General features: G+C 59.5%; 20 protein-coding genes and 1 pseudogene. 14 read left to right on the top strand and 7 right to left on the bottom strand.

Translation table 11 applies throughout. From position 1 onward, the window contains the following. Positions 1–181 precede the first annotated feature (181 nt). The 5 genes from NF78_RS08480 to NF78_RS08460 all read left to right on the top strand — a co-directional run bounded on the left by NF78_RS08480 (position 182) and on the right by NF78_RS08460 (position 4,925). Positions 182–739: a hypothetical protein gene (locus NF78_RS08480; protein WP_035985740.1), complete on the top strand. Its 558-nt coding sequence runs from the start codon at positions 182–184 to the stop codon at positions 737–739. Positions 740–763: 24 nt separating this feature from the next. Then, the gene (locus NF78_RS08475) at positions 764–1,471 is read left to right on the top strand and encodes a RibD family protein (protein ID WP_072016024.1); all 708 of its coding nucleotides are present in this window, start codon (positions 764–766) and stop codon (positions 1,469–1,471) included. Positions 1,472–1,529: 58 nt separating this feature from the next. Continuing rightward, positions 1,530–2,702, top strand: coding sequence for a GNAT family N-acetyltransferase (locus NF78_RS08470; protein ID WP_052049998.1), 1,173 nt, complete (start codon positions 1,530–1,532; stop codon positions 2,700–2,702). Positions 2,703–2,809: 107 nt separating this feature from the next. Then, positions 2,810–4,378: an adenylate/guanylate cyclase domain-containing protein gene (locus NF78_RS08465; RefSeq protein WP_052049996.1), complete on the top strand. Its 1,569-nt coding sequence runs from the start codon at positions 2,810–2,812 to the stop codon at positions 4,376–4,378. A gap of 124 nt (positions 4,379–4,502) precedes the next feature. Beyond that, positions 4,503–4,925, top strand: a complete 423-nt coding sequence (locus NF78_RS08460; RefSeq protein ID WP_197064798.1) for a DUF4346 domain-containing protein — start codon at positions 4,503–4,505, stop codon at positions 4,923–4,925. A gap of 9 nt (positions 4,926–4,934) precedes the next feature. Here NF78_RS08460 and NF78_RS08455 read toward each other — a convergent pair whose 3' ends face one another. Further along, the gene (locus NF78_RS08455; RefSeq protein WP_197064914.1) at positions 4,935–5,246 is read right to left on the bottom strand and encodes a hypothetical protein; all 312 of its coding nucleotides are present in this window, start codon (positions 5,244–5,246) and stop codon (positions 4,935–4,937) included. 669 nt (positions 5,247–5,915) lie between these two features. Further along, the gene (locus tag NF78_RS08450) at positions 5,916–7,361 is read right to left on the bottom strand and encodes an LCP family protein (RefSeq protein WP_081972555.1); all 1,446 of its coding nucleotides are present in this window, start codon (positions 7,359–7,361) and stop codon (positions 5,916–5,918) included. Positions 7,362–7,762: 401 nt separating this feature from the next. Between NF78_RS08450 and NF78_RS08445 the strand changes: the two genes are divergently transcribed. From NF78_RS08445 to NF78_RS31005, 3 genes are all read left to right on the top strand, one after another. Further along, complete coding sequence (locus tag NF78_RS08445) at positions 7,763–8,821, top strand: mannose-1-phosphate guanylyltransferase (RefSeq protein WP_035985738.1); 1,059 nt, start codon at positions 7,763–7,765, stop codon at positions 8,819–8,821. A 174-nt stretch (positions 8,822–8,995) separates the two neighbouring features. After that, positions 8,996–9,835, top strand: coding sequence for a hypothetical protein (locus NF78_RS08440; protein WP_035985737.1), 840 nt, complete (start codon positions 8,996–8,998; stop codon positions 9,833–9,835). Positions 9,836–9,994: 159 nt separating this feature from the next. After that, positions 9,995–10,141, top strand: a complete 147-nt coding sequence (locus NF78_RS31005) for a hypothetical protein (protein ID WP_156119703.1) — start codon at positions 9,995–9,997, stop codon at positions 10,139–10,141. Between the two features lie 282 nt (positions 10,142–10,423). On the opposite strand, the gene NF78_RS08435 is transcribed toward NF78_RS31005, so the two are convergent. Further along, positions 10,424–11,383 (bottom strand): cobalamin-binding protein, encoded by a 960-nt coding sequence (locus NF78_RS08435; RefSeq protein WP_035985736.1) that lies wholly within the window; start codon positions 11,381–11,383, stop codon positions 10,424–10,426. 222 nt (positions 11,384–11,605) lie between these two features. Here NF78_RS08435 and NF78_RS33435 point away from each other — a divergent pair, with 222 nt between their 5' ends. Continuing rightward, complete coding sequence (locus NF78_RS33435) at positions 11,606–11,839, top strand: HNH endonuclease (protein ID WP_197064797.1); 234 nt, start codon at positions 11,606–11,608, stop codon at positions 11,837–11,839. On the opposite strand, the gene NF78_RS08430 is transcribed toward NF78_RS33435, so the two are convergent. From NF78_RS08430 to NF78_RS08420, 3 genes are all read right to left on the bottom strand, one after another. Continuing rightward, the gene (locus NF78_RS08430; protein ID WP_035985735.1) at positions 11,812–12,441 is read right to left on the bottom strand and encodes an ABC transporter permease; all 630 of its coding nucleotides are present in this window, start codon (positions 12,439–12,441) and stop codon (positions 11,812–11,814) included. The two genes, NF78_RS33435 and NF78_RS08430, sit on opposite strands and share 28 nt — an antisense overlap. Continuing rightward, positions 12,438–13,409, bottom strand: a complete 972-nt coding sequence (locus NF78_RS08425; protein WP_035985734.1) for an ABC transporter ATP-binding protein — start codon at positions 13,407–13,409, stop codon at positions 12,438–12,440. The genes NF78_RS08430 and NF78_RS08425 overlap by 4 nt, the downstream gene beginning before the upstream one ends. A 108-nt stretch (positions 13,410–13,517) precedes the next feature. Then, the gene (locus tag NF78_RS08420; RefSeq protein WP_035985733.1) at positions 13,518–14,423 is read right to left on the bottom strand and encodes a glycine betaine ABC transporter substrate-binding protein; all 906 of its coding nucleotides are present in this window, start codon (positions 14,421–14,423) and stop codon (positions 13,518–13,520) included. A 172-nt stretch (positions 14,424–14,595) separates the two neighbouring features. Between NF78_RS08420 and NF78_RS32925 the strand changes: the two genes are divergently transcribed. The 3 genes from NF78_RS32925 to NF78_RS08410 all read left to right on the top strand — a co-directional run bounded on the left by NF78_RS32925 (position 14,596) and on the right by NF78_RS08410 (position 19,131). Further along, the gene (locus NF78_RS32925; RefSeq protein WP_263970570.1) at positions 14,596–14,721 is read left to right on the top strand and encodes a hypothetical protein; all 126 of its coding nucleotides are present in this window, start codon (positions 14,596–14,598) and stop codon (positions 14,719–14,721) included. Between the two features lie 161 nt (positions 14,722–14,882). Then, on the top strand, positions 14,883–17,228 hold the full coding sequence (pcrA, locus tag NF78_RS08415; RefSeq protein WP_035985732.1) for a DNA helicase PcrA: 2,346 nt from the start codon (positions 14,883–14,885) through the stop codon (positions 17,226–17,228). A gap of 283 nt (positions 17,229–17,511) precedes the next feature. Continuing rightward, positions 17,512–19,131 (top strand): IS1634 family transposase, encoded by a 1,620-nt coding sequence (locus NF78_RS08410; RefSeq protein WP_035985731.1) that lies wholly within the window; start codon positions 17,512–17,514, stop codon positions 19,129–19,131. Here NF78_RS08410 and NF78_RS08405 read toward each other — a convergent pair. Further along, positions 19,128–19,439 carry a glutaminase gene (locus NF78_RS08405; RefSeq protein ID WP_035985730.1) on the bottom strand — a complete coding sequence of 104 codons (312 nt, stop codon included), beginning with the start codon at positions 19,437–19,439 and terminating at the stop codon, positions 19,128–19,130. The two genes, NF78_RS08410 and NF78_RS08405, sit on opposite strands and share 4 nt — an antisense overlap. 36 nt (positions 19,440–19,475) lie before the next feature. Between NF78_RS08405 and NF78_RS08400 the strand changes: the two are divergent. After that, positions 19,476–19,859, top strand: a pseudogene (locus tag NF78_RS08400) (L-lactate dehydrogenase); the annotation flags it as partial. A gap of 582 nt (positions 19,860–20,441) precedes the next feature. Further along, the gene (locus NF78_RS08395) at positions 20,442–21,158 is read left to right on the top strand and encodes a tetratricopeptide repeat protein (RefSeq protein ID WP_081972554.1); all 717 of its coding nucleotides are present in this window, start codon (positions 20,442–20,444) and stop codon (positions 21,156–21,158) included. The last annotated feature ends 161 nt before the right edge of the window (positions 21,159–21,319 follow it).

Here is a 21,319-nt window from a genome sequence, read left to right as displayed (position 1 = left end):
CCACGACCAACATTTAAGTAAACAATAACGATCCATTAACAGGATCTCGCCCATCATGGCCTAAGCTGCTATGTAGAGGTATAGTCGTTGTCCTGCCTCTACCCCTAGTGTCTGCCTCCGCTGAGCAGCTAGAGCAGGCTCACTACCGTACTTCCCAGCTCGTTGTTTCTCTGGGAATACCATGACAAAGTTCGCGATTGCTATCTGCCCGACTGGTTCCCTGGCCGAGCAGATTAATCAGTTTCTAACCCAGAATGGCGAGGATCAAGCAGCCAATAGCACTAAAGGATCCGTTCCCGGCTTTACGTTGATTGAAGACTTTGAAGAACAGGGCAGCGCCGCCCCCGTCTACACCCAAAGTCTCGATCGCGCCTTCAATCGGGGGCTAAAATCCCGCCCTTCCCCTGTGGTTACCCTAGATGGCGTGGTCACGAAACCAGACGGTTGTAGTGTGGCGATTACCGCCCCCTGGCTGAAGCAGGTCATGGTTAACTTCGCCTGTACGGTGAAGTCGCCCACCCGCAAAATGCCCCTTCGCATCCAGGAGGACCTGGGCTTACCCCTGGCCTGTGGCCTTGACCACAAGCAAGTTGATGCTGTGGTTGCCCAGGCAACCGCCGCCATTGACTGCCAGACCCCAACCCAGTGGGAAATGCGATTTTACCAGCGATCGCCCAACCGGGGCTGGGTTTGCCACCGCAGCTGGGATCTCGGCGACGGCCAGCCCTCGGTAAACTAGAGGCGGCATTTAGGCTCGAAAGACTTGGCGATCGTCCCCCAGCCTGGCCCCGCTATCCCCCACACCACGCTGGTACTGGCCATGAGCCTGGACGGCAAGATTGCCGATCGGCAGCGGGGGGCGGCGCGGTTCTCGTCCGCGGCCGACCTGGACCACCTGGAGGCCCAGGTGGCGGCGGCGGACGGCGTGCTGTTTGGCGGCGGCACCCTGCGGGCCTACGGCACCACACTCAGCGTCCGCACCGCCGACCTCCTGACCCAGCGGCGACAGCGGGGGCAGCCCGATCAGCCGCTTCAAATCGTCTGGTCACCCTCGGGCAATCTGGACCCCGATCTGCGCTACTTTCGGCAACCGGTGCCCAGGGGGCTGGTGACAACCGCGGCGGGGGCCGAGGGTTGGGGGGCCGAACAGTTTGAGCAGGTCTGGACAGTGCCCCCCGACAGAACCCAGCCCTGGGACTGGGGCTGGATCCTCGCTCAGTTCAAGCGGCGGGGCATCCACACCCTGGCGCTGTTGGGCGGCGGTGGGCTGGCCGCAGAGATGCTGCGCTGCGGCTGTGTCCACGAAATCAAGATCACGGTCTGTCCATTAATTTTGGGCGGCACGATGGCGCCTACGCTGGTGGAGGGGGACGGTTTTCTGGCCGATGTGGCTCCCCGCCTGACGCTGCTATCCAACCGAACCGTAGGCGACGAGGTGTTTTTGCACTACCGGGTGCAGTCCTCTGCATAGACCTACAAATTCCTTTACCCTGGAGAATAACCAACCGTCCCCTACCGGCTAATCACCCATGGGCTACCCCGCTGTGCCGTCGCTCACCGCTACCTGGCTGCGTTCCATTGACGAGGTACCCGAAGCGGTGTGGAACGAGCTGGCGCTGCCCCTGGCCACGCCGTTTTTGGAGTGGAGCTGGCTGCACAACATGGAGCGATCGCACAGCGTGGGGGCCAATTCCGGCTGGCTGCCCTGTCACCTCGCCCTCTGGCAGGGCAAAACCCTGGTGGGGGCCGCGCCCATGTACCTGAAGGGCCACAGCCGGGGCGAGTTTGTGTTCGACCACCAGTGGGCCGATCTGGCGGAGCGGCTGGGGGTGGAGTACTACCCCAAGCTGCTGGGTATGTCGCCCTTTACCCCGGCGGAGGGCTACCGATTTTTGATCTCACCCGACGCTGATGAGGTGGTGATTAGCCGAGCCATGGTGGAGGTGATTGACGACTTCTGCGATCGCAACGGCATCTCCGGCTGCCACTTTCTCTACGTGGACCCCCAGTGGCGGACCACTATGGCCCAGCTGGGGTTTTCCGAATGGCTACACCACAGCTATGTGTGGCAGAACCAGGGATTTCAAACCTTTGACGACTATCTGAGCATGTTCAACGCCAACCAGCGGCGCAATATCAAGCGCGAGCGCAAGTCGATGGAGACGGCGGGGCTGCGCCTGGAGGCGATCGCGGGGGACGCCATCAGCAAAGCCCTGTGCCACCAAATGTACGACTTCTACGCCGACACCTGCGACAAGTTTGGCTGGTGGGGCAGCAAGTACCTGAGCCGCAAATTCTTTACGCTGCTGCACCACGACTACCGCCATCGCATGGTATTCTTCGCTGCCTACGGTGACGACGACAATGACCCGGTCGGCATGTCCTTTTGCCTCACCAAGGGCGATCGCCTCTACGGCCGCTACTGGGGCTCCAGCCTGGATTTCAACAACCTGCACTTCAACGCCTGCTACTACGCGCCAATCGAATGGGCGATCGGCCACGGCATCACAATGTTTGACCCAGGGGCCGGAGGTCGCCACAAAAAACGGCGCGGCTTTCCCGCCCTGGGCAACTACAGCCTGCACCGGTTCTACAACGCCCGCCTGGGCACCCTGCTGACCCGCTACATCGCCGAGGTCAACGACCTGGAGCAGCAGGAGATCGACGCCATCAATGCCGAACTGCCCCTCAAGCAGCCCTAGTTGTCAATTCTGCCTTAGGAGAACCCTGGCCCCGCAGGTGGGAACCCTAGAGCAGCAGACTGCTGCTGGGGCAGCCGCCGCTGGAAACAGCCATCACGGAAAAGGGCATGGCAGAACCGAAGCACCTGGCAGAACTGGAAACCATTGAGCACCGCCTGCGCTACCTGGCCCCGGCGGACCTCTACGCCGCCCTCTGGGTTGATCCCTCGGCTCAGACCCTGGGCCAGGTGTTTGACCACCTGCGGACCCTGCAACACGTGCTGATTGACTACGTACCGCGAGATGTAGCCCAGCGGCCTCCCTGCGGTCCCCAAATCCGCCACCGCTGGCACCGGGGCAGTCTGCTCTTTACCGATCTGGCCGGGTTTACTCCCCTTTTTGCCGCCAATGCAGCGGCGGGCCAGGCTGGGGCCGAAGCTCTGCTCGTCATCCTCAACGACTACTTCGCCCAGATGGTGGACCTGGTCAGCAAGGCGGGCGGCAACCTCCTGGAGTTTACTGGTGATGCGATGCTGGTCCAGTTTCGCCACGAGGCTTACCAGTCCGAAGATGGTAGTGCGGAAATGATTCAGGCGGTCTGCGCGGGGCTGCGTATGCAGCGGGCCATGGCCCCCTTTGCTCAGCTGGAGACCGCCCAGGGGCCGCTATCGCTCCAGATGCGCCTGGGTATTCACCCAGGACCGTTTGTTGCCGCCGACATTGGCACCCCCCTGCGCCGGGCCCACGTGCTGCTGGGCCCAACGGTGCTGGCGGCCAAGCGTACCGAAGGGGCTGGCGCCGTGGGGCGGGTCTGCCTGAGCCAGACGGGCTGCGATCGCCTGACCCCGGCCAAGGCTCCCTTCCGCCTGGAAACCAACCCAGCCGGGGGCAGCCTGATCATCGACGACCTGAGCGCTGAAACCCTGGGGGAGTACGACCTCACCCTGAGCCGCCGCCGCCCGCCCAGCTCTGTGCTGTTGGACCGCAGCGTGCCGGGTCTATTGGGGGAAATTGAGTCCAGTCTGCAATCCCTGGAGCCCCTGGCCAGCTACCTGCCCCGCGCCGTTCTCCAGCTACTGGTCAATACCGCTGCGGCCCGCCGGATTCCGCCCGCCTTTCCCACCGCGGCGATCGCCTTTGTCAACCTGATCGGTTTGCCCGAGGCCGTGGATCCCAATCACCCCGAAGATACCGACGGCATTGTGAGCTGTTTTTCCACTGCCTTTGCCCTGATCAACGGCGCGGTGGAACGGCGGGGCGGCATTTTGCAGAAGGTGAGCTATCACTCCGCCGGTTCTGAGTTGCTGCTGCACTTTGGCGTGCTCAACGGCAACACTGACGCCCCCCAGCGGGCGGCCGAGACCCTGCTGGCCATTCGAGCGGTGGTCACTCGGCTGCGGCCTCCCCTGCGCAGGGGTGAGCCCCTGCCCGTGACCTGCCACATGGGGTTGACCTACGGTCAGGTCTTTGCCGCCGAAATTGGGGAACCCAGGGGACGGCGAGAATTTAATGTGCTGGGCGACCCGGTAAATACGGCCGCCCGCCTGATGGGGCAGGCCACCCCGAACCAGATTCTGCTGGATGCCGCCGCCTACCGGGCCCTGGCGCTCTACGACTACCCCTGCACGGCGCTGGGGATGCGATCGCTCAAGGGCAAGGCCCTCCCTCAGGCCGTCTACAGCCTGGCACCTGAGTGATTCTCCAGGAACATCGGCACTGGGGCCACAGACCCACCGGGGGAGTGGTGAGCTAGGCAGCGGCACACGCTACCATAGATAGGCTTGACCCTGTACAGGCCGCGATCGCGGCGCGCCCCCTGCAATGACTCTGCCCTCCAGCGCCCAGCCCACTGGCACCCAACCGATTGATAAAGCCCAGCGCCAGGCCCTTGATGACCAGCTCTCCAAACGCTACATCGAGCTCGATCCCGGTGGCTATTTTTTAATCTATCTGGATGTTGAGCAGGGGCTGATTTGCGCTAAGCACTTTGCCAATATCATCAACGACAAAGGGTTGGCCTGCGACCCAGCCACCGGCAAGCCGTTGCCCGTTCGCGGTAAGGTAGAGCGCGTCCCCACCCACATCTACAGCGGTCGCACCGCCAAAGAACTCTGTATTGCAATTTTTGAAGATCCCGCCAACCCCTGCCCCATCACCTATCTAGACCATGCGGCCTACCTGGGGCGAGAGTTTATGCGCGCCGAAGCGGCCCTGTCAGCAGGCGCATCCTACGTTCAGGACTGAATTAAGCCCTCAATGCACCCGAGAGGCCAGAAGCTGTTCTTCGAGTGCCGCAATTCGGTTGTAGGCCGCCGTCAGCTGGGCGGTCAGCCGCTGAATTTGAACGTCTGGGGAGAAGGTGGTTTCGGTATTCTGGCGATCCAGATCCAAATAGCTGCTGTCCAGCAGAATGTCTTTGTGTTCACAAACGCTGTCGAGCAGGCCAAGGCTTTGTCGGGAAGCCTTGCCGTAGGCAAATTGACTGGCCCCGACATCTTCGGGTGTAATCCCACAGCTCTGGGTCGCAATTAGTGCAGACACCTGATCGTTGACCTGATCAATCATTTGATGCAGTGCGTCAATTTTATTCGTCAGAAGAACGACCTGAGTTTGGATAGAGTCCATGTGACGCCTGATTTTTTAAATGTCATCATCATCCTAGACTCCAGCCTATGAATCGATGCTGGTCTCCTGAATCATTTAACCTTTATTCGCAAGGCTCTGACTTAGCTGCTAAACGGCTGTAGAACGGCCTCACCACCGCAAACTGGCAAACAAAACTCAGCATTTGTAAACGTCTCGATCAGGCTAGTTACAAAACTACACAAGCAATTAATCGTGTTCAAATATTTGTTTTCTGGGGAAAAAATTGGGCCGCTAGGGCAAAATTTAGGAAGTTTGGCAGGTTTCTTTGACATCATGGTCTGGGCCTACGTTCATGGACCTGACCGAGCTTATACTCGCCCTCAGTCCCTGTAATGCCAATATTTACCCAGTCCATGCCGGGGTGGAAACTGATAGGCGCGATCCCTGGTATTGGCGGGCAGAAATACAACAACCCTTGCTGTTGGTGGTGGGTGCCGGGTGCCAGGAATGGTTGACCAACTTACGCCGCAGAGTACTAGGCGGCCTGCGGTGACGATCGCAGGTCAGGCCGCTTTAAACGCGGGGTGGATAGGGACTTGCTATGGAGCGATGGCTATGGCGCCGGGGCACCGGGGCCCGACCATAGACTTACTGAGGGGTGGCATCGAGGGATTGGCTGGTGCGCTCAACCCAGTCCTGGCCTACCCGAATGGTGATATCAGAAGCGAGGTCGCCGGTTGACTCTGACAGCGATCGCCCGGTACCCAGCAGCGATCGCACCACTCGGGCGCTATCGACATCGCCGCGCTGGGCCACCACTTCGGTGCGGGCTACGGTGCTGGGCCAGTCGTCAATCACGTAAACCTTGCTAAACCCGTTCTCGCGCAGGTAGCGCGCCATGGCGGCCGCCTGCTGGGGCTGGCCCGAGGCATTTTGAACTGCGATCGCCAGTTCGGCCACGTAGCGCCCCTGGGAGTGGTCAGCATAGGTTGCCACGTCGGTCGCGTTGAAGAAATTCTGCATCACCGTGGCCGATGCCTCCCAGTTGGGCAGCCAGTAGCTGGCGATAAATTCGGCCGGGGTGCTGAAGCGACCGGGCAGCATCACCATCTGGAGCTGTTCAGCCTCAATTTCGAGCCCAAAGTTGGCAATTGCCAGCATTTCTTCCAGGGTCAGGTTGGTGTCAACGTAGCGCTGTAGCACGCGAATGGCCTGGGGCAGTTTGGGAATCACGGTGGGGTTGGTCAACCGCTCGCGCAGCGCCCTGAGCAGCATTTGCTGACGCTGCACCCGGCCAATATCGCCGCTGTCCTGGCGGTAGCGGGCAAACTGCTCGGCCTGGTCGCCATTCAGCGTCTGCCAGCCGGGGTGAAGATCGATATAAAGGCCCTGGGTGCGATCGGTGTATTCCATGCGGCTGGGCACATTGATCTCGATTCCCCCAACCAGATCGACCATCTCCCGAAAGGCGGTGGTGTTGATGCGCACGTAGCGATCGACCTGAATGGCACCCAGATTATAGTTCAGGGTCTGGGCGACCAGTTCGGCCCCTCCCAGCACGTTGGCCTGGTTGATCTTATCCATGCCAAAGCCCGGTATCTCCACGCGGGTATCGCGGGGAATGGACATCACATTGAGGGTGCCGGCATCGGCATCGACCCGCACCAGCAGCAGCGTGTCGGTGCGGCCCGCAAACACCTCGTCGGTTGTAGGCTGGGCGTCCGGGACGTCATCGATGCCCATGACCAAAATATTGACCGGCCGCGTTACCTGGTAGCGAAAACCCGCCTGCCAGAGGTCGCCGAGGCTGGCGGCGCGGTTGGTTTCACCGCCCAAAAAACCGGGCAGGGGCACAGAGAGGGCGATCGCCGCTCCCACCACCGCCGAGACCGCCGCCGTACCGACAAACAGACCGCTCCACAGCAGCGAGTTGAGCAGACGCCGGGCCGCTTTGGGCTGAGGGGCAGAATCGGCCGCAGCGCCCTCCGAGGAAGTAGGAATATTCAGCTCATCGGCCTGTTCAAGGCTATCGGAGGGATCCGGAGGGGCGGAAGTATCTGGTTTAGACTCGACGTTCTGCAAAGGAGTTGTCATGGATACCTACTTAACCTGCTGCGACGCCCTACCACCATAGCCCCTGTTACGATGCGTCTCTGTAGCCTCAGCGCGGGTTTTAGGCTAACCAGGCGAATCAGGACCAGATTAACCCGTGCCATGGCAGCCCAGGTTCCAATCCTGAACCCGGGCTAAATCTTCGCAGCAGGTTGATGTGTTAATCAATATTAAGCGAATTTTGCCCTGAATTCTCCCCCTAGGGGATAGGATTGAGCCACTTATAAATGTGGCTATATAGATGACTAACCGGCATCCCGTAGCCCAGCTCGGAAATGGTGGCCCGGGCCCCTAAACCCAACTTGGGTAATCCCCGTTGGGCCGAAACCCACAGCACCGCTATAACGCTTTAGCTTGCGTCTAATACTAGAGACAGAACTACTATGGCTGCACTGATTCCGATTATTTTGGCGGGGGGCAAAGGCGAACGGTTTTGGCCGGTCAGCCGCCTGGCTCGGCCCAAGCAGTTTTTGTGCCTGGACGGCGGCGATCGCAGCCTGCTGCAGGCCACCGCCGACCGCCTGCTGCCCCTGGCCGAGGGCTGGGAAAATATGTGGGTAATTACCGCTGCTCACCTGGCCGACCGGGTGCGGGAGCAACTGCCCCAGCTACCCGAGGCCAACCTGCTGGTGGAGCCAGTGGGGCGCGATACCGCTCCAGCGGTGGCCTGGGGCACCCTGGAGGTGGCCCAGCGCTACGGCGACGACGCTCTGGTGGGGTTCTTCCCGGCGGACCACTGGATCGCCGATGAGGATGCTTTTTGCCAGACCCTACAGGCAGCGGCAGGGCTGGCTGGCACCGGGGCGATCGCCACCCTGGGCATTGCCCCCTCCTACCCGGCTACGGGCTACGGCTACATCGAGCAGGGACAGGCCACCGGCATCTACGGCTCCCTCAGCGCCTACACCGTCAGCCGCTTTACCGAAAAACCCGACGCCCCCACCGCCCAAACCTTCATTGACAGCGGCCGCTTCAGCTGGAACAGCGGCATGTTCATCTTCCCGGCTGGGGTCATGATCGACGAACTCAAAACCCACGCCCCCGACCTGATGCAGGCGCTGATCGCCAGAGGGGTAGAGGCCTACCCAGAGCTAGACAAGCTCAGCATTGACTACGCCGTCATGGAGCACACCGATCGCGCCCAGGTGATGCCCGTCACGTTTGGCTGGGATGATCTGGGCGACTGGAACGCCGTCGAGCGCCTGCTGAAGCAGCCCGGCGATCAAAACGTAGACCTGGCCACCCACGTGGCCCTCGACACCGCTGGCAGCATCGTTTACTCAGCCGATCCCGACGAAGTTGTGGTCACCATTGGCCTGGAGGACGTGGTGATTGTGCGCGACGGCAACGCCACTCTGATCGTACGCAAAGACCGCACCCAGGACATCAAAGCCGCCGTCAAGCAACTGGGCGCTGAAGACCGGTTTCAGCACTTGCTGTAGACCCACAGCAATTCGCGGGCACTGCTACACAGGTGAGTTGAGTAACCCTCAGTTTAAGGATCCTGGGCTGGGGCAGAACGTTCCAGGTAGGACAGTGGTTGATATAATTTCGGGATCAGCCGTTTATACCTGCGCTATGCTGCGGAACTCTGTGGCGTGCGGCAGCTTTGAGCCATGCATCCAACCATCGACGACATCGATTTCCAGGCCCGCCAGGGGAGTGTAGCCGCGATCATTCAAATTTTGAATGATCACTTTGCAGAAGAAGGCATTCGCACCCGCGCCATTCAGGACAGCGGCATCCTCCAGCTGCTGGTCGAAGCGCCTAACGCCGACGCCCTGCCCCGCGAGGCCGTGGTCGACCAGGTCCGCCAGGTCCTGGAGTCCATCAGCCCCAGGGGCATCAGCCGAGTCAATATCAACAGCCGCATTGTGCAGGAGCAGCAGCTGCTGTGGCTTGATGAAATCAAGCGCGACCCCGAGAACAGCTTGCTGTGGTCGGAGCCGATTGTGCTGAAACGCCCCAACCCGGCGGCTCGCCTGTGGCGCGACCTGCGGGCCCCGCGTCAGCGCAACCCATTTTTAGACGACGTCTACAAGAAGAAACCGACCACCAGCCGCAGCGCCTTTTGGCGCGGCATTATTGGCGGGGCCAGCCTGGCCCTGCTGCTGCTGCTGGTGGGGTGGGCCACCAAGGACTGGCTGGGGGTGAACCTGCGGCTGGGCGCCCAGGGTGAGACACCCAACGAAGTCGATCCAACCCCCGCCCCAGCGGCCCCCGCCGGACAGGATCCCTTCGTGCTGGCGGTGCGCATTGCCCAACAGGCGGTGGAAGACGGTAGAACCGCCTCGACCGCCGCTGAGTGGCTCGACCTGGCCGTGCGCTGGCAGCGGGCGGCGGACCTGATGGCCGAAGTGCCCCCCGAGGACGAACGCTACCCAATCGCCCAAGATCGGGTGCAGACCTACTCTGCCAACCGGGCCATGGCCCTGATGGAAGCCGAAAAGTTTTAGGGCTGAATGGGGGCACCGGGGCGATTCTTCAAAGGGACACTGCGCCAACGCCAGCCCCTATGCAAGGCTCAGCCAGATCGATGCGGGGGGCGCATACTGCCGTGGCTAGGCCCAGGCAGATTTGCTATATCAGAGCTATCGGAAGCTCTGTATGTTGTTATGTCTACCCTAAAATCTTCTCAGTCTGCCGCTACCCTGTCTGCCTCGGCCCGCAACGCCCTCGAAAACCGAGAGGAGTTTAGCCTTTGGGCTGAGGCGGTCAAGCAACAGATGCTGGAGGCCCTACAAAAGCGCCAGCGCAGCTAGAGCATCAGCACCCCAGGCTAACCCGGTTTCTGCGGCATTAATCTGCGGCATTAATCTGACGATGCAGCGTCAAAGCTAAAATTAGGGTGCCCGTAGGTTGGGTGAAGCAGAGCGAAACCCAACAACAGTCAGTTTTGTTGGGTTCTGCTGGCGCGTCACCCAACCTACAAATTTGGGATTGACAGACCACTAGCCCTCTGGACAAGCAACCGGGTTGGGCTGCTCGGGTCACTACCGATCAAATTCAACGGTTGAGCTTAGCTTTGGTTGCGGTGCTGGGGGTCAAGGAGAGCCCTGGAACAGGCCCGAGTTGAAGGGTTGCCAACCCCGGCCCCGGTAGCCGTAGGCCGCGATCGCCGGGTGAAAAATCTCCGCCAGCATCTCTAAGGAGTCAACCAGGCGAGGGCCAGGCCGGTTGAAGTACTGGTTGCCATCGCTCAGGAAAACGCGACCCGCCTGCACCGCTCGGAGCAATGGCCACTGCGGGTGAGCCGCCAGCACCGCACTCTCGCGCCGGGTGACGGTCAGGTCGTAGCCGCAGGGCATGATCACTATCACCTCCGGGTCGGCGGCTACCAGATCGTCCCAGGTTAACCAGGGGGAGTGTTGGCCGACCTGGCCGAACAGCGATGTGCCCCCGGCCAGGGCTACCAGTTCGGGCACCCAGTTGCCAGCGGCCATCAGAGGCTCGGTCCACTCAATGCAGGCAACGGTGGGGGAGGGGAGATGGGCGGTGCGATCGCGACAGACCTGCACCCGCTCCTTCAGCCCCGCTAAAACAGCCTCCGCCCGGACTTGCCCTGCCTCCCCCAGCAGCGCTACCCCCGTTTTATAGATGTCGTCCCATACGTCGGCCAGGCGGTTGGGAGACAGCGAAATGAGCTGGGGCTGGCTCGCGGTCAGTTCAGCTACAGCCGCTTCGACATCCCCCAGGCTGACGGCGCAGACTTCGCACTGGGCCTGGGTAATGATGTGGGTGGGCTGTAGTGCCTCTAGCTGGCCAACATCGACTCGGTAAACGCTGAGGGCGGAGGTGAGCAGATCGCTCACCCGCTGGTGAATTTCGCCGCTGGTGCCCTCGGGGTTAAACTTGGGCGCGGTGCAGACGGGTAAATCTTTGACGGCGAACGGAAAGTCGCACTCGTGGCTGCGGCCCACCAGGAAGTTCTCGAGGCCCAGGGCGCAGACAATCTCGGTGGCGCTGGGAATGAGGGAGATGATGCGGAGGTGCGGTTGGGTCATGGGAGATGCCAATTGGAGAGCTAAGTTGCGGGGCGCAATTGCACAACTAGGCGTTGCTGAATGCAGGTATGATATGCCCCCCCAGTCCCCCAATTCTGGGGCGAGTCGAACGCTCAAAGTCCCCCAGAATTGGGGGATTTAGGAGGCGATGAAAGGATGTCAAGTTTGCAAATTCATTACTCAATTCAGCAACGCCCAATTTTCCATTTGAGGTAGAGCATATTGTGTCTCTGTCTCGGCAAGGGTTCAAATGATGAAGCCAATTTAGCCCTTGCTTGTCGTTCCTGTAATCTGCGTAAGGGCAATCGTTTCAGGGGAGAATCTTCCCCATTGAGAAGCACTACACTATGTCGACAGTTTCCGTATAACTGCCCTTTCAGGGTGATTTATACGGATAGTGGCCTCACAACCCCCAACGGCCAACTTACTCATTGCTTTAGCCGTCGTTGGGGCTGAGCGTAGTGCTCCAGGGCCAGCAGTAGCCCGTTAATAGCCAGGGCCAGAACAGCGACTGCAATAGACCCGGCCACAATCTTGTCGTAGCGGTTGGTCTGGATGCCGTCGAACAGTAGCTTGCCCAGACCGCCCGCGTTGAACTTGGCGCCAATGGTGGCGATCGCAATGGCAACAATCGCCGCAATCCGCACCCCCGCCAAAAACACCGGCAGCACCAGGGGCACCTGCACCCGCCACCAGCGCTGGCTGACGCTCATGCCCATGCCCCGCGCCGCCTCCAGCACGGCGGGGTTAATGCCCGCCAGGCCCACTGTCAGGTTGCGGACCAAGATGACCTGGGTGTAGAGCACCATCGCCACAATCACCGAGGTGGCATTGAGGCCAAACATCGGCACCAAAAAAATAATCAGCGCCAGGCTGGGGATGGTGTAGAGCACCCCTAGACTGCCCAACACCGGCACCGAGAGCCAGCGCAGCCGTGTGACCAGCAGGGCCAGGGGAACGGCCAGGGCGATCGCAACCCCCAGGGCAATCCCCGTCATCCGCAGGTGTTGCAGCAGCAGGGTCAGCACCTCTCCGGGCTGGTTCAGCAGGTAGCTCATCGTCGGTTCTCCCCTGGTGCCGCTGCCGACTGTCGGATGTGGTCGAGGGTGAGCAGGCCCACCGGGTTGCCCTCCTGCAGCACGGTTAGGGCCGGAGCCCCGGTTTTGAGAATCAGCGACAGCGCGTCCCGCAGGCTGTCCAGGTGCGAAAGCGTGGGGTTGTGGCCGTTGCTGTAGTTGGGCGGCAGGGCCATCATTGCTGCGCCCACCCGCAGCAGCCCCAGCTGGCGCACCATATCGTCGGCCCCCAGCAGGGTGTAGACAAACTCGTCGGTGGGCTGGGTCAGCAGGTTGAAGGGGGTATCAAACTGCACCACTTCCCCCAGCCGCATGATCAAAATGCGATCGGCCAGGCGCAGCGCCTCTTCTACATCGTGGGAGACAAATAGAATGGTTTTTTTGAGCTGTCCTTGGAGGCGCAAGATCTCGTCCTGCAGAGCGGTGCGGGTAATCGCGTCGATCGCCCCAAACGGTTCATCCATCAGCATAATGCCGGGGTTGCCCGCCAGTGCCCGGGCAATGCCCACCCGCTGCTGCTGCCCACCGGAGAGCTGGGCGGGGTAGCGATCGCGAAATTCCCCCGGCGGCAGCTTTACCAGCTCCAGCAGCTCATCGATGCGGGCCTGAATCTGGGCTTTACCCCAGCCCAGCAGCCTGGGCACCACCGCCACATTGCCCGCCACCGTCATGTGGGGAAACAGCCCCGACTGCTGAATTACATAGCCAATCTGCTGCCTCAGCCTGGTGGCCTTGAGCTTGCGAATGTTGACGCCATCGAGAAAGATATTGCCCCCGGTCGGCTCGTAGAGGCGGTTGACCATCTTCAGCAGCGTGGTTTTGCCGCAGCCCGACGGCCCCAAAATCACCACGATTTCCCCGGCGTTGACCTGGCAGGTCACCCGATTGACCGCCGGGCGCACTCCCCCAGCAAACCGCAGCGAAACATCGTCAAACTGAATGGTGCTCATGGGGGGGCAAGTATCGAGGGTAAAGGGGCAAGGGCGAGGGGAAGGGGGCAGGTCCGCGGCAAAACCGTGAACCGTATACCTGGAACCGAAACCCAAAACCCCAGGCCATTATTCTGTAATCAGACCCGCATCAAGCAAAAACTCACGGGCGACATCCGCCGGTTCCCGCTGGTTCCCGCTCACCTCGTAGTTGAGCTGGCGCATCACCTCGTCGTTGAGCAGGGGCGACAGCTGGTTGAGGGCATCGGCAATGCCGGGGTTGGCCTCCAGCGCCGCCTGGCTCACAATCGGGGCCACCTGGTAGGGGGGAAACAGCCCCTGGTCGTCTTCGAGCACCACTAAGTTAAAGGCGTTAATTTCGCCATCGGTGCCAAAGGCCACCGCCACATCGGCCTGGCCGTCTACCAGTCCTCGGTACCGCAGGCCCGCATCCACCGCTCTATACTCGCCCAGGGAAAAGTTGCCGTAGGCGGCCTGTAGTCCCGGCAAGCCGTCTTCGCGCACCTCAAACTCGGGGGGACCAATTAACGTCAGGTTGCTGGCCTGGGCCGCAAAGTCAGAAATGGTGCGAATAGCGAGAGCGTCGGCCCGCTCCTCGGTCATTGCCAGGGCCTGGGTATTGTTCATCGGCGAGGGCTCGAGCCAGACCAGGTTGAATTGCTCCTCGTAGGCCTGCTTCACGGTGTCAAATACGGCCTGCTGGTCGCTGCTCACCGGCAGTTTGAGCACCGTCAGCAGGGCCGTGCCGGTGTATTCCGGGTAGAGGTCAATCTCGCCGCTTTCGATCGCTGCCTGAGCCACGGGCGTGCCGCCCAAATTTAGCTTGCGCTCCACGGTAAACCCGTTTTCTTCCAGCACCAGGGCGTACATTTCGCCGATGATCAACTGCTCGGTAAAGTCTTTAGATCCGACGCTGATCACATCGTCGCCGCCCCCGCCGCCACAGGCCGCTACTACCAGCGCCGCCGCTACCCCCAGGCACGCCTGACTAAACCACCGTCGAGATAACGCCATAGGACTAAGTGAAGACTGAAACCTAATAACCCGGCAGCCGTCGGGCTGCTTTCCCCTGAGAATATCACAGGATTTTTGGGCCTGGGTTTTCCTCCAGACAGGTTTTAGAGGCATCAGCGGGGTCTGGCTCGGGCTCCGGTTAGAACGCAGAGGTGTTAATCGTTCCTTGTCCATGGCGTCTAGGCCAGCCTGGCTGTGCCAGGGTGGCGGGGTGCTGCGGAAGCACGGGGCGGGAGGCGATCGCGGCGCTATGATTGAGCCAGCTCTGGTAAACCTCGATACAGTGGCACAGTGCTGATCGCCCCAGTTCCCTACTGGCAGGTGCTGCTGCTGAACCAGGTGGCTGCCTCCGCGTCAAGGACCTCCAGCTAAGAAGGACCTCCAGCTAAGACTGGTCCCAGGGCCGTCTTCGCCTGCGCCCAGTGTCATACTAGATAGGCAAAACCCCACCCGGCTGCAATGACTGATTTTCTCGCCCTCCTCAACCCCGCCCAACGTCAGGCCGTCGAGCACTACTGTGGCCCGCTGCTGGTGGTGGCGGGGGCCGGGTCGGGCAAAACCCGCGCCCTCACCTACCGCATTGCCAACCTGGTCCTCACCCACAAAACCGATCCTTACAACATTTTGGCGGTCACCTTCACCAACAAGGCCGCCAAGGAAATGAAAGAGCGGGTTGGGATACTGTTTGCTCAAGAGAGGGCCCAAGCCCACTATGGCAAATCCCTCTCTTCTCTGTCGGAATATGATCAGACTAAACTCAAATCTCAGGTATACAAAGATATTACCAAGGACCTATGGATTGGCACCTTTCACGCCCTATGCGCCCGTATTCTGCGGTTTGACATCGAGAAGTACCAGCACCCATCGGGCTATCGGTGGACGAAGGGCTTTTCGATTTTTGACGAGTCCGATGCCCAGGGGGTGGTCAAAACCATCGTCACCCAAACGTTGAATCTAGACGACAAAAGGTTCAACCCGCGATCGGTACGCTTTGCGATTAGCAACGCCAAAAACCAAAATCTCACCCCAGATGAACTGGAGCGAGAGCAGCCCGACCTCCGAGGCCGCACTATCGCCGACGTCTACCGCCATTATCAGAAGGCACTGGCTGAAAACAATGCCCTGGATTTTGACGATTTGATTTTGATGCCGGTGCACCTGTTTCAGCAGAATGAGCAGGTGCTAGCCTACTGGCACAAGCGCTTTCGCCACATTCTGGTGGACGAATACCAGGACACTAACCGCACTCAGTACGACCTAATTCGTTTGCTGGCCACCAATGGTGAAGCTATTGGCACCTACAAAGACTGGAATCACCGCTCTGTTTTTGTTGTCGGTGATGCAGATCAAAGCATATATTCCTTTCGTAGTGCGGATTTCACCATTCTGATGAACTTTCAGGATGACTTTGGCGATGGGTTACCCGACGATGACACCCGTACCATGGTTAAGCTGGAGGAGAACTATCGCTCGACTTCAAATGTTCTCGATGTTGCCAACCATCTGATCGAAAACAACACTGAGCGCATTGATAAGGTGCTGCGCGCCACCCGAGGCGAGGGTGAGAGCGTCTACGTCTACAGGGCTGATACTGAGAAAGCCGAGGCCGATTTTGTAATCAGCCAGATTCGCAACCTGGAAACCCAGCACCCGGAGCTAAACTGGGGCGACTTTGCAGTTCTATACCGAACCAACGTCCAGTCTCGACCGTTTGAAGAGGCGTTAACCCGCTATGGCATCCCCTACCAGGTAGTGGGGGGCCTCCGGTTCTATGATCGTCGAGAGATCAAAGACGTGTTGGCATACCTGCGGGCTATAGCCAATCCCTTCGATACTATAAGCCTCAAGCGGGTGATCAACGTGCCGAAGCGTGGCGTGGGCAAGGGCACCCTCGATAAGCTTGAGCAGGCTGCCCTTACCTTGGATATTCCCTTGTGGGAAATTCTCAGCGACGAGACCTCAGTAAAGACTCTTGCGGGGCGGTCTGCCAGGGGTGTTATGGAGTTTGCCAGCATTATCAAAAAATACCGCCAAGGCATCGACGAGCAGAAAGGGTCTGAAATTATTCAAGGAGTGATTGAAGACAGTGGCTACCTGGCTGCACTAAAAGCTGAAGGCACTGATGAGGCTGAGGAACGCTTTGTTAACGTGCAGGAGCTTTACAACGCCGTCCTCCAGTTTGAGGAGGAAAACGAAGATACTTCTTTGCTCGCCTTTATCGCTAACGCCTCTCTCGCCTCAGACCAAGACAATAAAGGCAAAAATGCCGTTTGGCTGATTACCCTACATGCTTCTAAGGGGCTAGAGTTCCCAGTAGTATTTCTCGTCGGTTTGGAGCAGGGTCTCTTCCCTAACCACCGATCGCTAGAAGACCCCGCCGCTATTGAAGAAGAGCGTCGCCTCTGCTACGTGGGTATCACCCGCGCTCAAGAGCGCCTGTTTATCTCCCACGCCCGCGAGCGCCGCCTCTATGGTAATGATCGCCAACCCGCCAGCCCCTCGCTGTTTTTGGCCGAGCTGCCCACCGATTTAATCAGCGGCAACAGCGCTCTGAGTTTGCCCCAAAAGTGGAGCACCCCCATTCGCGAGGCCCGCAAAAAGAGTGAGGCCGCCGCCCAACCCGGCAGCGGAGCCCACGAGGCAGACTGGACTGTGGGCGATGTGGTAGTGCATAAGGCCTACGGCGCTGGCGAAGTTACCCACATTTTCGGCGCGGGGAACAAAATCTGTCTGGCCATTCACTTTCAGGGCCAGGGGCGAAAAATTATCGATCCTAAAATAACGGCGCTGCAGCGGGCGGAATAGGCAACGGTAGGCCGCTTGCAGGTGTCAGTAGCCGAGTTCAATTAATTGGAATCAGGGCGTTTGGGAACTGGGACACGGTTAACGACTTGCGGTTCACAGTTTGTACCGACATTCCGCAGGTTGACAAAAAGAATATTTGGCGGGGCTGAGGTAAGCTCAGGGCAAGCCATGGGATCGCGTCTTGGAGATAGAGAATCTAGATCACTTCCGACATTCCGCAGGTTGACAAAAAGAATATTTGGCGGGGCTGAGGTAAGCTCAGGGCAAGCCATGGGATCGCGTCTTGGAGATAGAGAATCTAGATCACTTAGGATTAGTGGCCGCCTTAGTCGATGAGATCGGGCTGGTCGAGCTAACCGACGAGCTTCTACCGCCCCATCCGTTGAACCACATCAGCCCAGGGCAAGTGGTGAAAGCGATGATACTCAATGGATTGGGGTTTGTCAGCGCGCCGCTGTACCTGTTTAGCGAGTTTTTTGAGGGCAAACCGGTCGAGCACCTGCTGGGCGCCGGTATTACAGCAGCGCACCTGAACGATGACCGTCTGGGCCGCGTGCTAGATCAGCTGTTTGAGTACGGGACGACGCTATTTTTCCTCAACGTGGCGATGCAGGCGGCACGCCGCTTTGGGGTGAATGTCTCCCAGTGCCATCTAGACTCGACCTCCTTTGCTCTCGATGGGGAGTATCCCACCGTAGCTAGGGCTGAAGGCGCATCAGAGGCTGAAGCCCCTCAAGCGATTGAGATCTGTCGGGGCTATTCGCGAGACCACCGGCCCGAGTTGAAACAGTTTTTGGTCAACTTGATCTGTAGTGCCGACGGCGGTGTACCGGTGTGGTTCAAGGTCGGCAGTGGCAATGAGACCGATAGCCAAACCTTTGCAGGGCTGATGCGAGCCTTTGCCGAGCAGTGGCAGACGCCCGCTTTGATGGTGGCCGATGCGGCGTTCTACAGTGAACCCAACCTCCAGCAGGTGGGGAGTTTGCCCTGGTTGAGCCGAGTGCCACAAACCCTCAAAGCGGCTCAAACCCTGGTGGATAGCGCCCCCGATTCGCTGAGCGAGAGGCCCTGTGACCTCGACGGCTATCGGCTGTGGGAACAACGGCAGCGCTACGCTGGGGTGGAACAGCGCTGGATTCTGGTGGAAAGCCCGCACCGACGCGAGTCAGAGGATTGGCTCAAACCCCTCGAAAAGCAGGAAAAGGGGCTGCAACGGTCGTTGCGCCAACTCTGTAGCCAGGTGTTTGCCTGTAAGCCCGATGCCATGGATGCACTCCTGCGCTTTCAAGACTCCCTCACCGGCTACACCCTGACTCAGGTGGCGCTGGTCTCGGTCGCTGCTAAGCGTCCCCCCGGTCGGCCCAAGCGCTCTCAACCCTCAGACTCACCGACGTTAGGCTATCAATGGCAGGCGACCCTGGAACGCACCGCTGAGTATGAGGCCCAGTGCCAACAGCGCTATCGTCGCTTCATTCTGGCTACCAACGTCCTGGATGACGACACCTACCCGGCCCAGCGCCTGCTGCAAGAGTACAAAGCTCAGCAGCACGTTGAGCGCGGCTTTCGCTTTCTCAAAGACCCCCTCTTCTTCACCAGCAGTGTCTTTGTCAAAAAACCGCAGCGGGTTGAGGCCCTCGCCCTCGTCATGGCCTTGACGCTGCTGGTCTACAGTCTTGGCCAGCGCAAACTCAGAGCGCAGCTCGCCCAAGCCGATGACACGGTGCTCGACCAAAAGCAGCGCCCCACTCGCAATCCGACCTTTCGCTGGATTTTGCAGAAGTTTCAGGCCATTCACTTGGTCTCTATCGGCTCTTCTCAGCAGGTCAGCAACCTCTCAGAAGAACGCAACAAAATCGTTCGCCTTATGGGCTTCCCGGCCTGCCGGTACTATCTCCTAAATTAACTCCTGTCAACCTGCGGAATGTCGGACGGGTCGCCCGTCGGCTCTACCCCCACCTTTCTCAGCAGTTTTTCGCGGCCATAGTCCTCCAGGGCCATGCCGTAGACAAACACCTTAGAAATCGACTGGATGGTGAATTTTTGCGCCACATCGCCCACCTCAAAGCTGCGGCCATCGAGGGTAACGATACTAATCCCAAACCAGCCGGGATCTGCCCGCGCCAGTTCAGGGATGTAGGACGCTAGCTTACCGTCAGTGATTCCCTTGAACTCGTGGTAGAGCTGCTCTAAAAACGTTTGCACCTGGGCCATGGGGAAGAAGGGGGGCGTGAGTAGGTACCCCTCTGGAGCCATGCCAATGTCTGTGGAACCCCGATTTACTTCGACAGCATGTCCGCCGCTGAGCGAGAGGCGATGGACGACATTTTTCAGCAGACTAAGAATGCGGCCTACGAAATTATCCGCCGCAAAGGCTACACCAACTACGCTGTGGGCTTGGCGGTGACGCAAATTGTGCAGTCCATTGTTCGTGACCAGAACCGGGTGTTGACGGTGAGCTGTATGGCCGATGAGATCTTTGGCGTCAGCGATGTGTGCCTGAGTCTGCCCGCCGTAGTTGGACGGTTTGGGGTCACCCGTCGGCTTAACCTGGCGCTAAATCAGCGGGAGCAGGAGCTTTTGCAGCAGTCGGCCCAAACCCTGCGAGCCGTGATCGATCAGATTAAATTTTAGGGCTTTTGGGCGTGTCATCAATTTTGGCCAGCTGTAATCTCAGAAGAACGCAACAAAATCGTTCGCCTTATGGGCTTCCCGGCCTGCCGGTACTATCTCCTAAATTAACTCCTGTCAACCTGCGGAATGTCGGTTTGTACTGTTAACCCTGGCCCGTAGACTCCCCCCTAGCGATAGCTATTAATACTCAGGTGGTTAAGGAATCATCACTTAAGGACAAGAAAATACATGGACTGTTCCCGTGTATTCCCTTAGATTTGGGTTCCAAATTGGGATTACCCGATCAAAAGGCGGTTTAACCTCCGTCTTTTTTCGGTTTAGCCCACTGGAGGTAGGTGCGACCATAGCGACATCAGTCAGGGTTCTTATGGTTTGGCCTCCAAATACAGCCTTGAGGTAACTCTTCAGCCTGATTTTTGGATTGGCCAGCTCGATAACTGCCACAGGTGGGATGAGGTCATACCGGTCGAGATGGGACGCTATGGATTAGTTCCTGGAAGATGGTATGGCTCAAGGAGCGTTAGCTCCGCTGCCTTGCTGGATTAGTTTCACGGTTTATGAGCACACTACAGGACATCAACCATGCACATCTACCGAACACAGCAACCCCCGGTCTGTACCCTCCCATCCCGATCGCAGGGAGAGGCACAGTTGGCCCAGTCAGCGGTGCCATCCACCGCTGAACCGCTGCCCTTAGCCTGTACCACGGCTGACGAAACCCTCGGTCGCCTGGCGGCAGCGGCAGTGAAGCGACAGCAGTACCCCCAGGCGCTAAAGTTGCTCAACCAGCTAATCGATCGCCATCCCGATCGCGCTATGTACTACAGCAATCGTGGCCTGGTATACCTGTGGCTGGGCCAGCCCGAGCGAGCGCTCCTGGACTGCGATCGCGCCATTGACCTGGGCCCCGACCTGGATCAGGCCTACAACAACCGGGCCATGTGCCACGCCGCCCTGGGCGACCTGCCCGCCGCCCTCGACGACTACGAGCAGGCCGTCGATCTCAACCCCTTTAATAGCCGTGCCCGGATCAATCTGGGAGCAACCCTGCGGCAGATCGGCGCGTTTGACCTGGCCCTCGACTGCTTTGATGAAGCGCTGATGTTCCACCAGTTGCCCGAGTTCATCTACGCTGAGCGGGGCCGCACCTACCATCTGCGCGGTGACTGGAACTGCGCGATCGCCGACTATCGCCGGGCGCTGGCCGCCGCCCAGGACTCCGGCAACTACCCCCAGCCGCTGGTCGCCCGGGTAAACCGCTGGATGGCAGAACTACTGCCCCAGCCCAGCCTGGCCTAGGGCGTGTCATCAATTGTGGTCAAAAGCTCGGTATATCAAGCTTTGCCACGCCCGACCCATCAGACAGGCTAGGGGCTGCAACCCTTGATTTTGGGGCGTTTGGCAGCTAATTGATCACAGCCCCTAGTGATGCTGGCAGAAGCGGGAGGACAAAACCCGGC

The sequence above is a fragment of the Leptolyngbya sp. KIOST-1 genome (assembly GCF_000763385.1).
GTDB lineage: Bacteria > Cyanobacteriota > Cyanobacteriia > Phormidesmidales > Phormidesmidaceae > Nodosilinea.
Note: the sequence above shows the minus strand (reverse complement) of the source record. Positions and strands in the feature narration are given on the sequence as shown.

Excerpts from the sequence above, each read along its gene's own strand:
- NF78_RS08480 (WP_035985740.1), top strand. The coding sequence starts at position 182 with ATGACAAAGTTCGCGATTGCTATCTGCCCGACTGGTTCCCTGGCCGAG.
- NF78_RS08470 (WP_052049998.1), top strand. The coding sequence starts at position 1,530 with ATGGGCTACCCCGCTGTGCCGTCGCTCACCGCTACCTGGCTGCGTTCC.
- NF78_RS08465 (WP_052049996.1), top strand. The coding sequence starts at position 2,810 with ATGGCAGAACCGAAGCACCTGGCAGAACTGGAAACCATTGAGCACCGC.
- NF78_RS08460 (WP_197064798.1), top strand. The coding sequence starts at position 4,503 with ATGACTCTGCCCTCCAGCGCCCAGCCCACTGGCACCCAACCGATTGAT.
- NF78_RS08455 (WP_197064914.1), bottom strand. The coding sequence starts at position 5,246 with ATGATTGATCAGGTCAACGATCAGGTGTCTGCACTAATTGCGACCCAG.
- NF78_RS08450 (WP_081972555.1), bottom strand. The coding sequence starts at position 7,361 with ATGACAACTCCTTTGCAGAACGTCGAGTCTAAACCAGATACTTCCGCC.
- NF78_RS08445 (WP_035985738.1), top strand. The coding sequence starts at position 7,763 with ATGGCTGCACTGATTCCGATTATTTTGGCGGGGGGCAAAGGCGAACGG.
- NF78_RS08440 (WP_035985737.1), top strand. The coding sequence starts at position 8,996 with ATGCATCCAACCATCGACGACATCGATTTCCAGGCCCGCCAGGGGAGT.
- NF78_RS31005 (WP_156119703.1), top strand. The coding sequence starts at position 9,995 with ATGTCTACCCTAAAATCTTCTCAGTCTGCCGCTACCCTGTCTGCCTCG.
- NF78_RS08435 (WP_035985736.1), bottom strand. The coding sequence starts at position 11,383 with ATGACCCAACCGCACCTCCGCATCATCTCCCTCATTCCCAGCGCCACC.
- NF78_RS08430 (WP_035985735.1), bottom strand. The coding sequence starts at position 12,441 with ATGAGCTACCTGCTGAACCAGCCCGGAGAGGTGCTGACCCTGCTGCTG.
- NF78_RS08425 (WP_035985734.1), bottom strand. The coding sequence starts at position 13,409 with ATGAGCACCATTCAGTTTGACGATGTTTCGCTGCGGTTTGCTGGGGGA.
- NF78_RS08420 (WP_035985733.1), bottom strand. The coding sequence starts at position 14,423 with ATGGCGTTATCTCGACGGTGGTTTAGTCAGGCGTGCCTGGGGGTAGCG.
- NF78_RS32925 (WP_263970570.1), top strand. The coding sequence starts at position 14,596 with ATGGCGTCTAGGCCAGCCTGGCTGTGCCAGGGTGGCGGGGTGCTGCGG.
- pcrA (WP_035985732.1), top strand. The coding sequence starts at position 14,883 with ATGACTGATTTTCTCGCCCTCCTCAACCCCGCCCAACGTCAGGCCGTC.
- NF78_RS08405 (WP_035985730.1), bottom strand. The coding sequence starts at position 19,439 with ATGGCCCAGGTGCAAACGTTTTTAGAGCAGCTCTACCACGAGTTCAAG.
- NF78_RS08395 (WP_081972554.1), top strand. The coding sequence starts at position 20,442 with ATGCACATCTACCGAACACAGCAACCCCCGGTCTGTACCCTCCCATCC.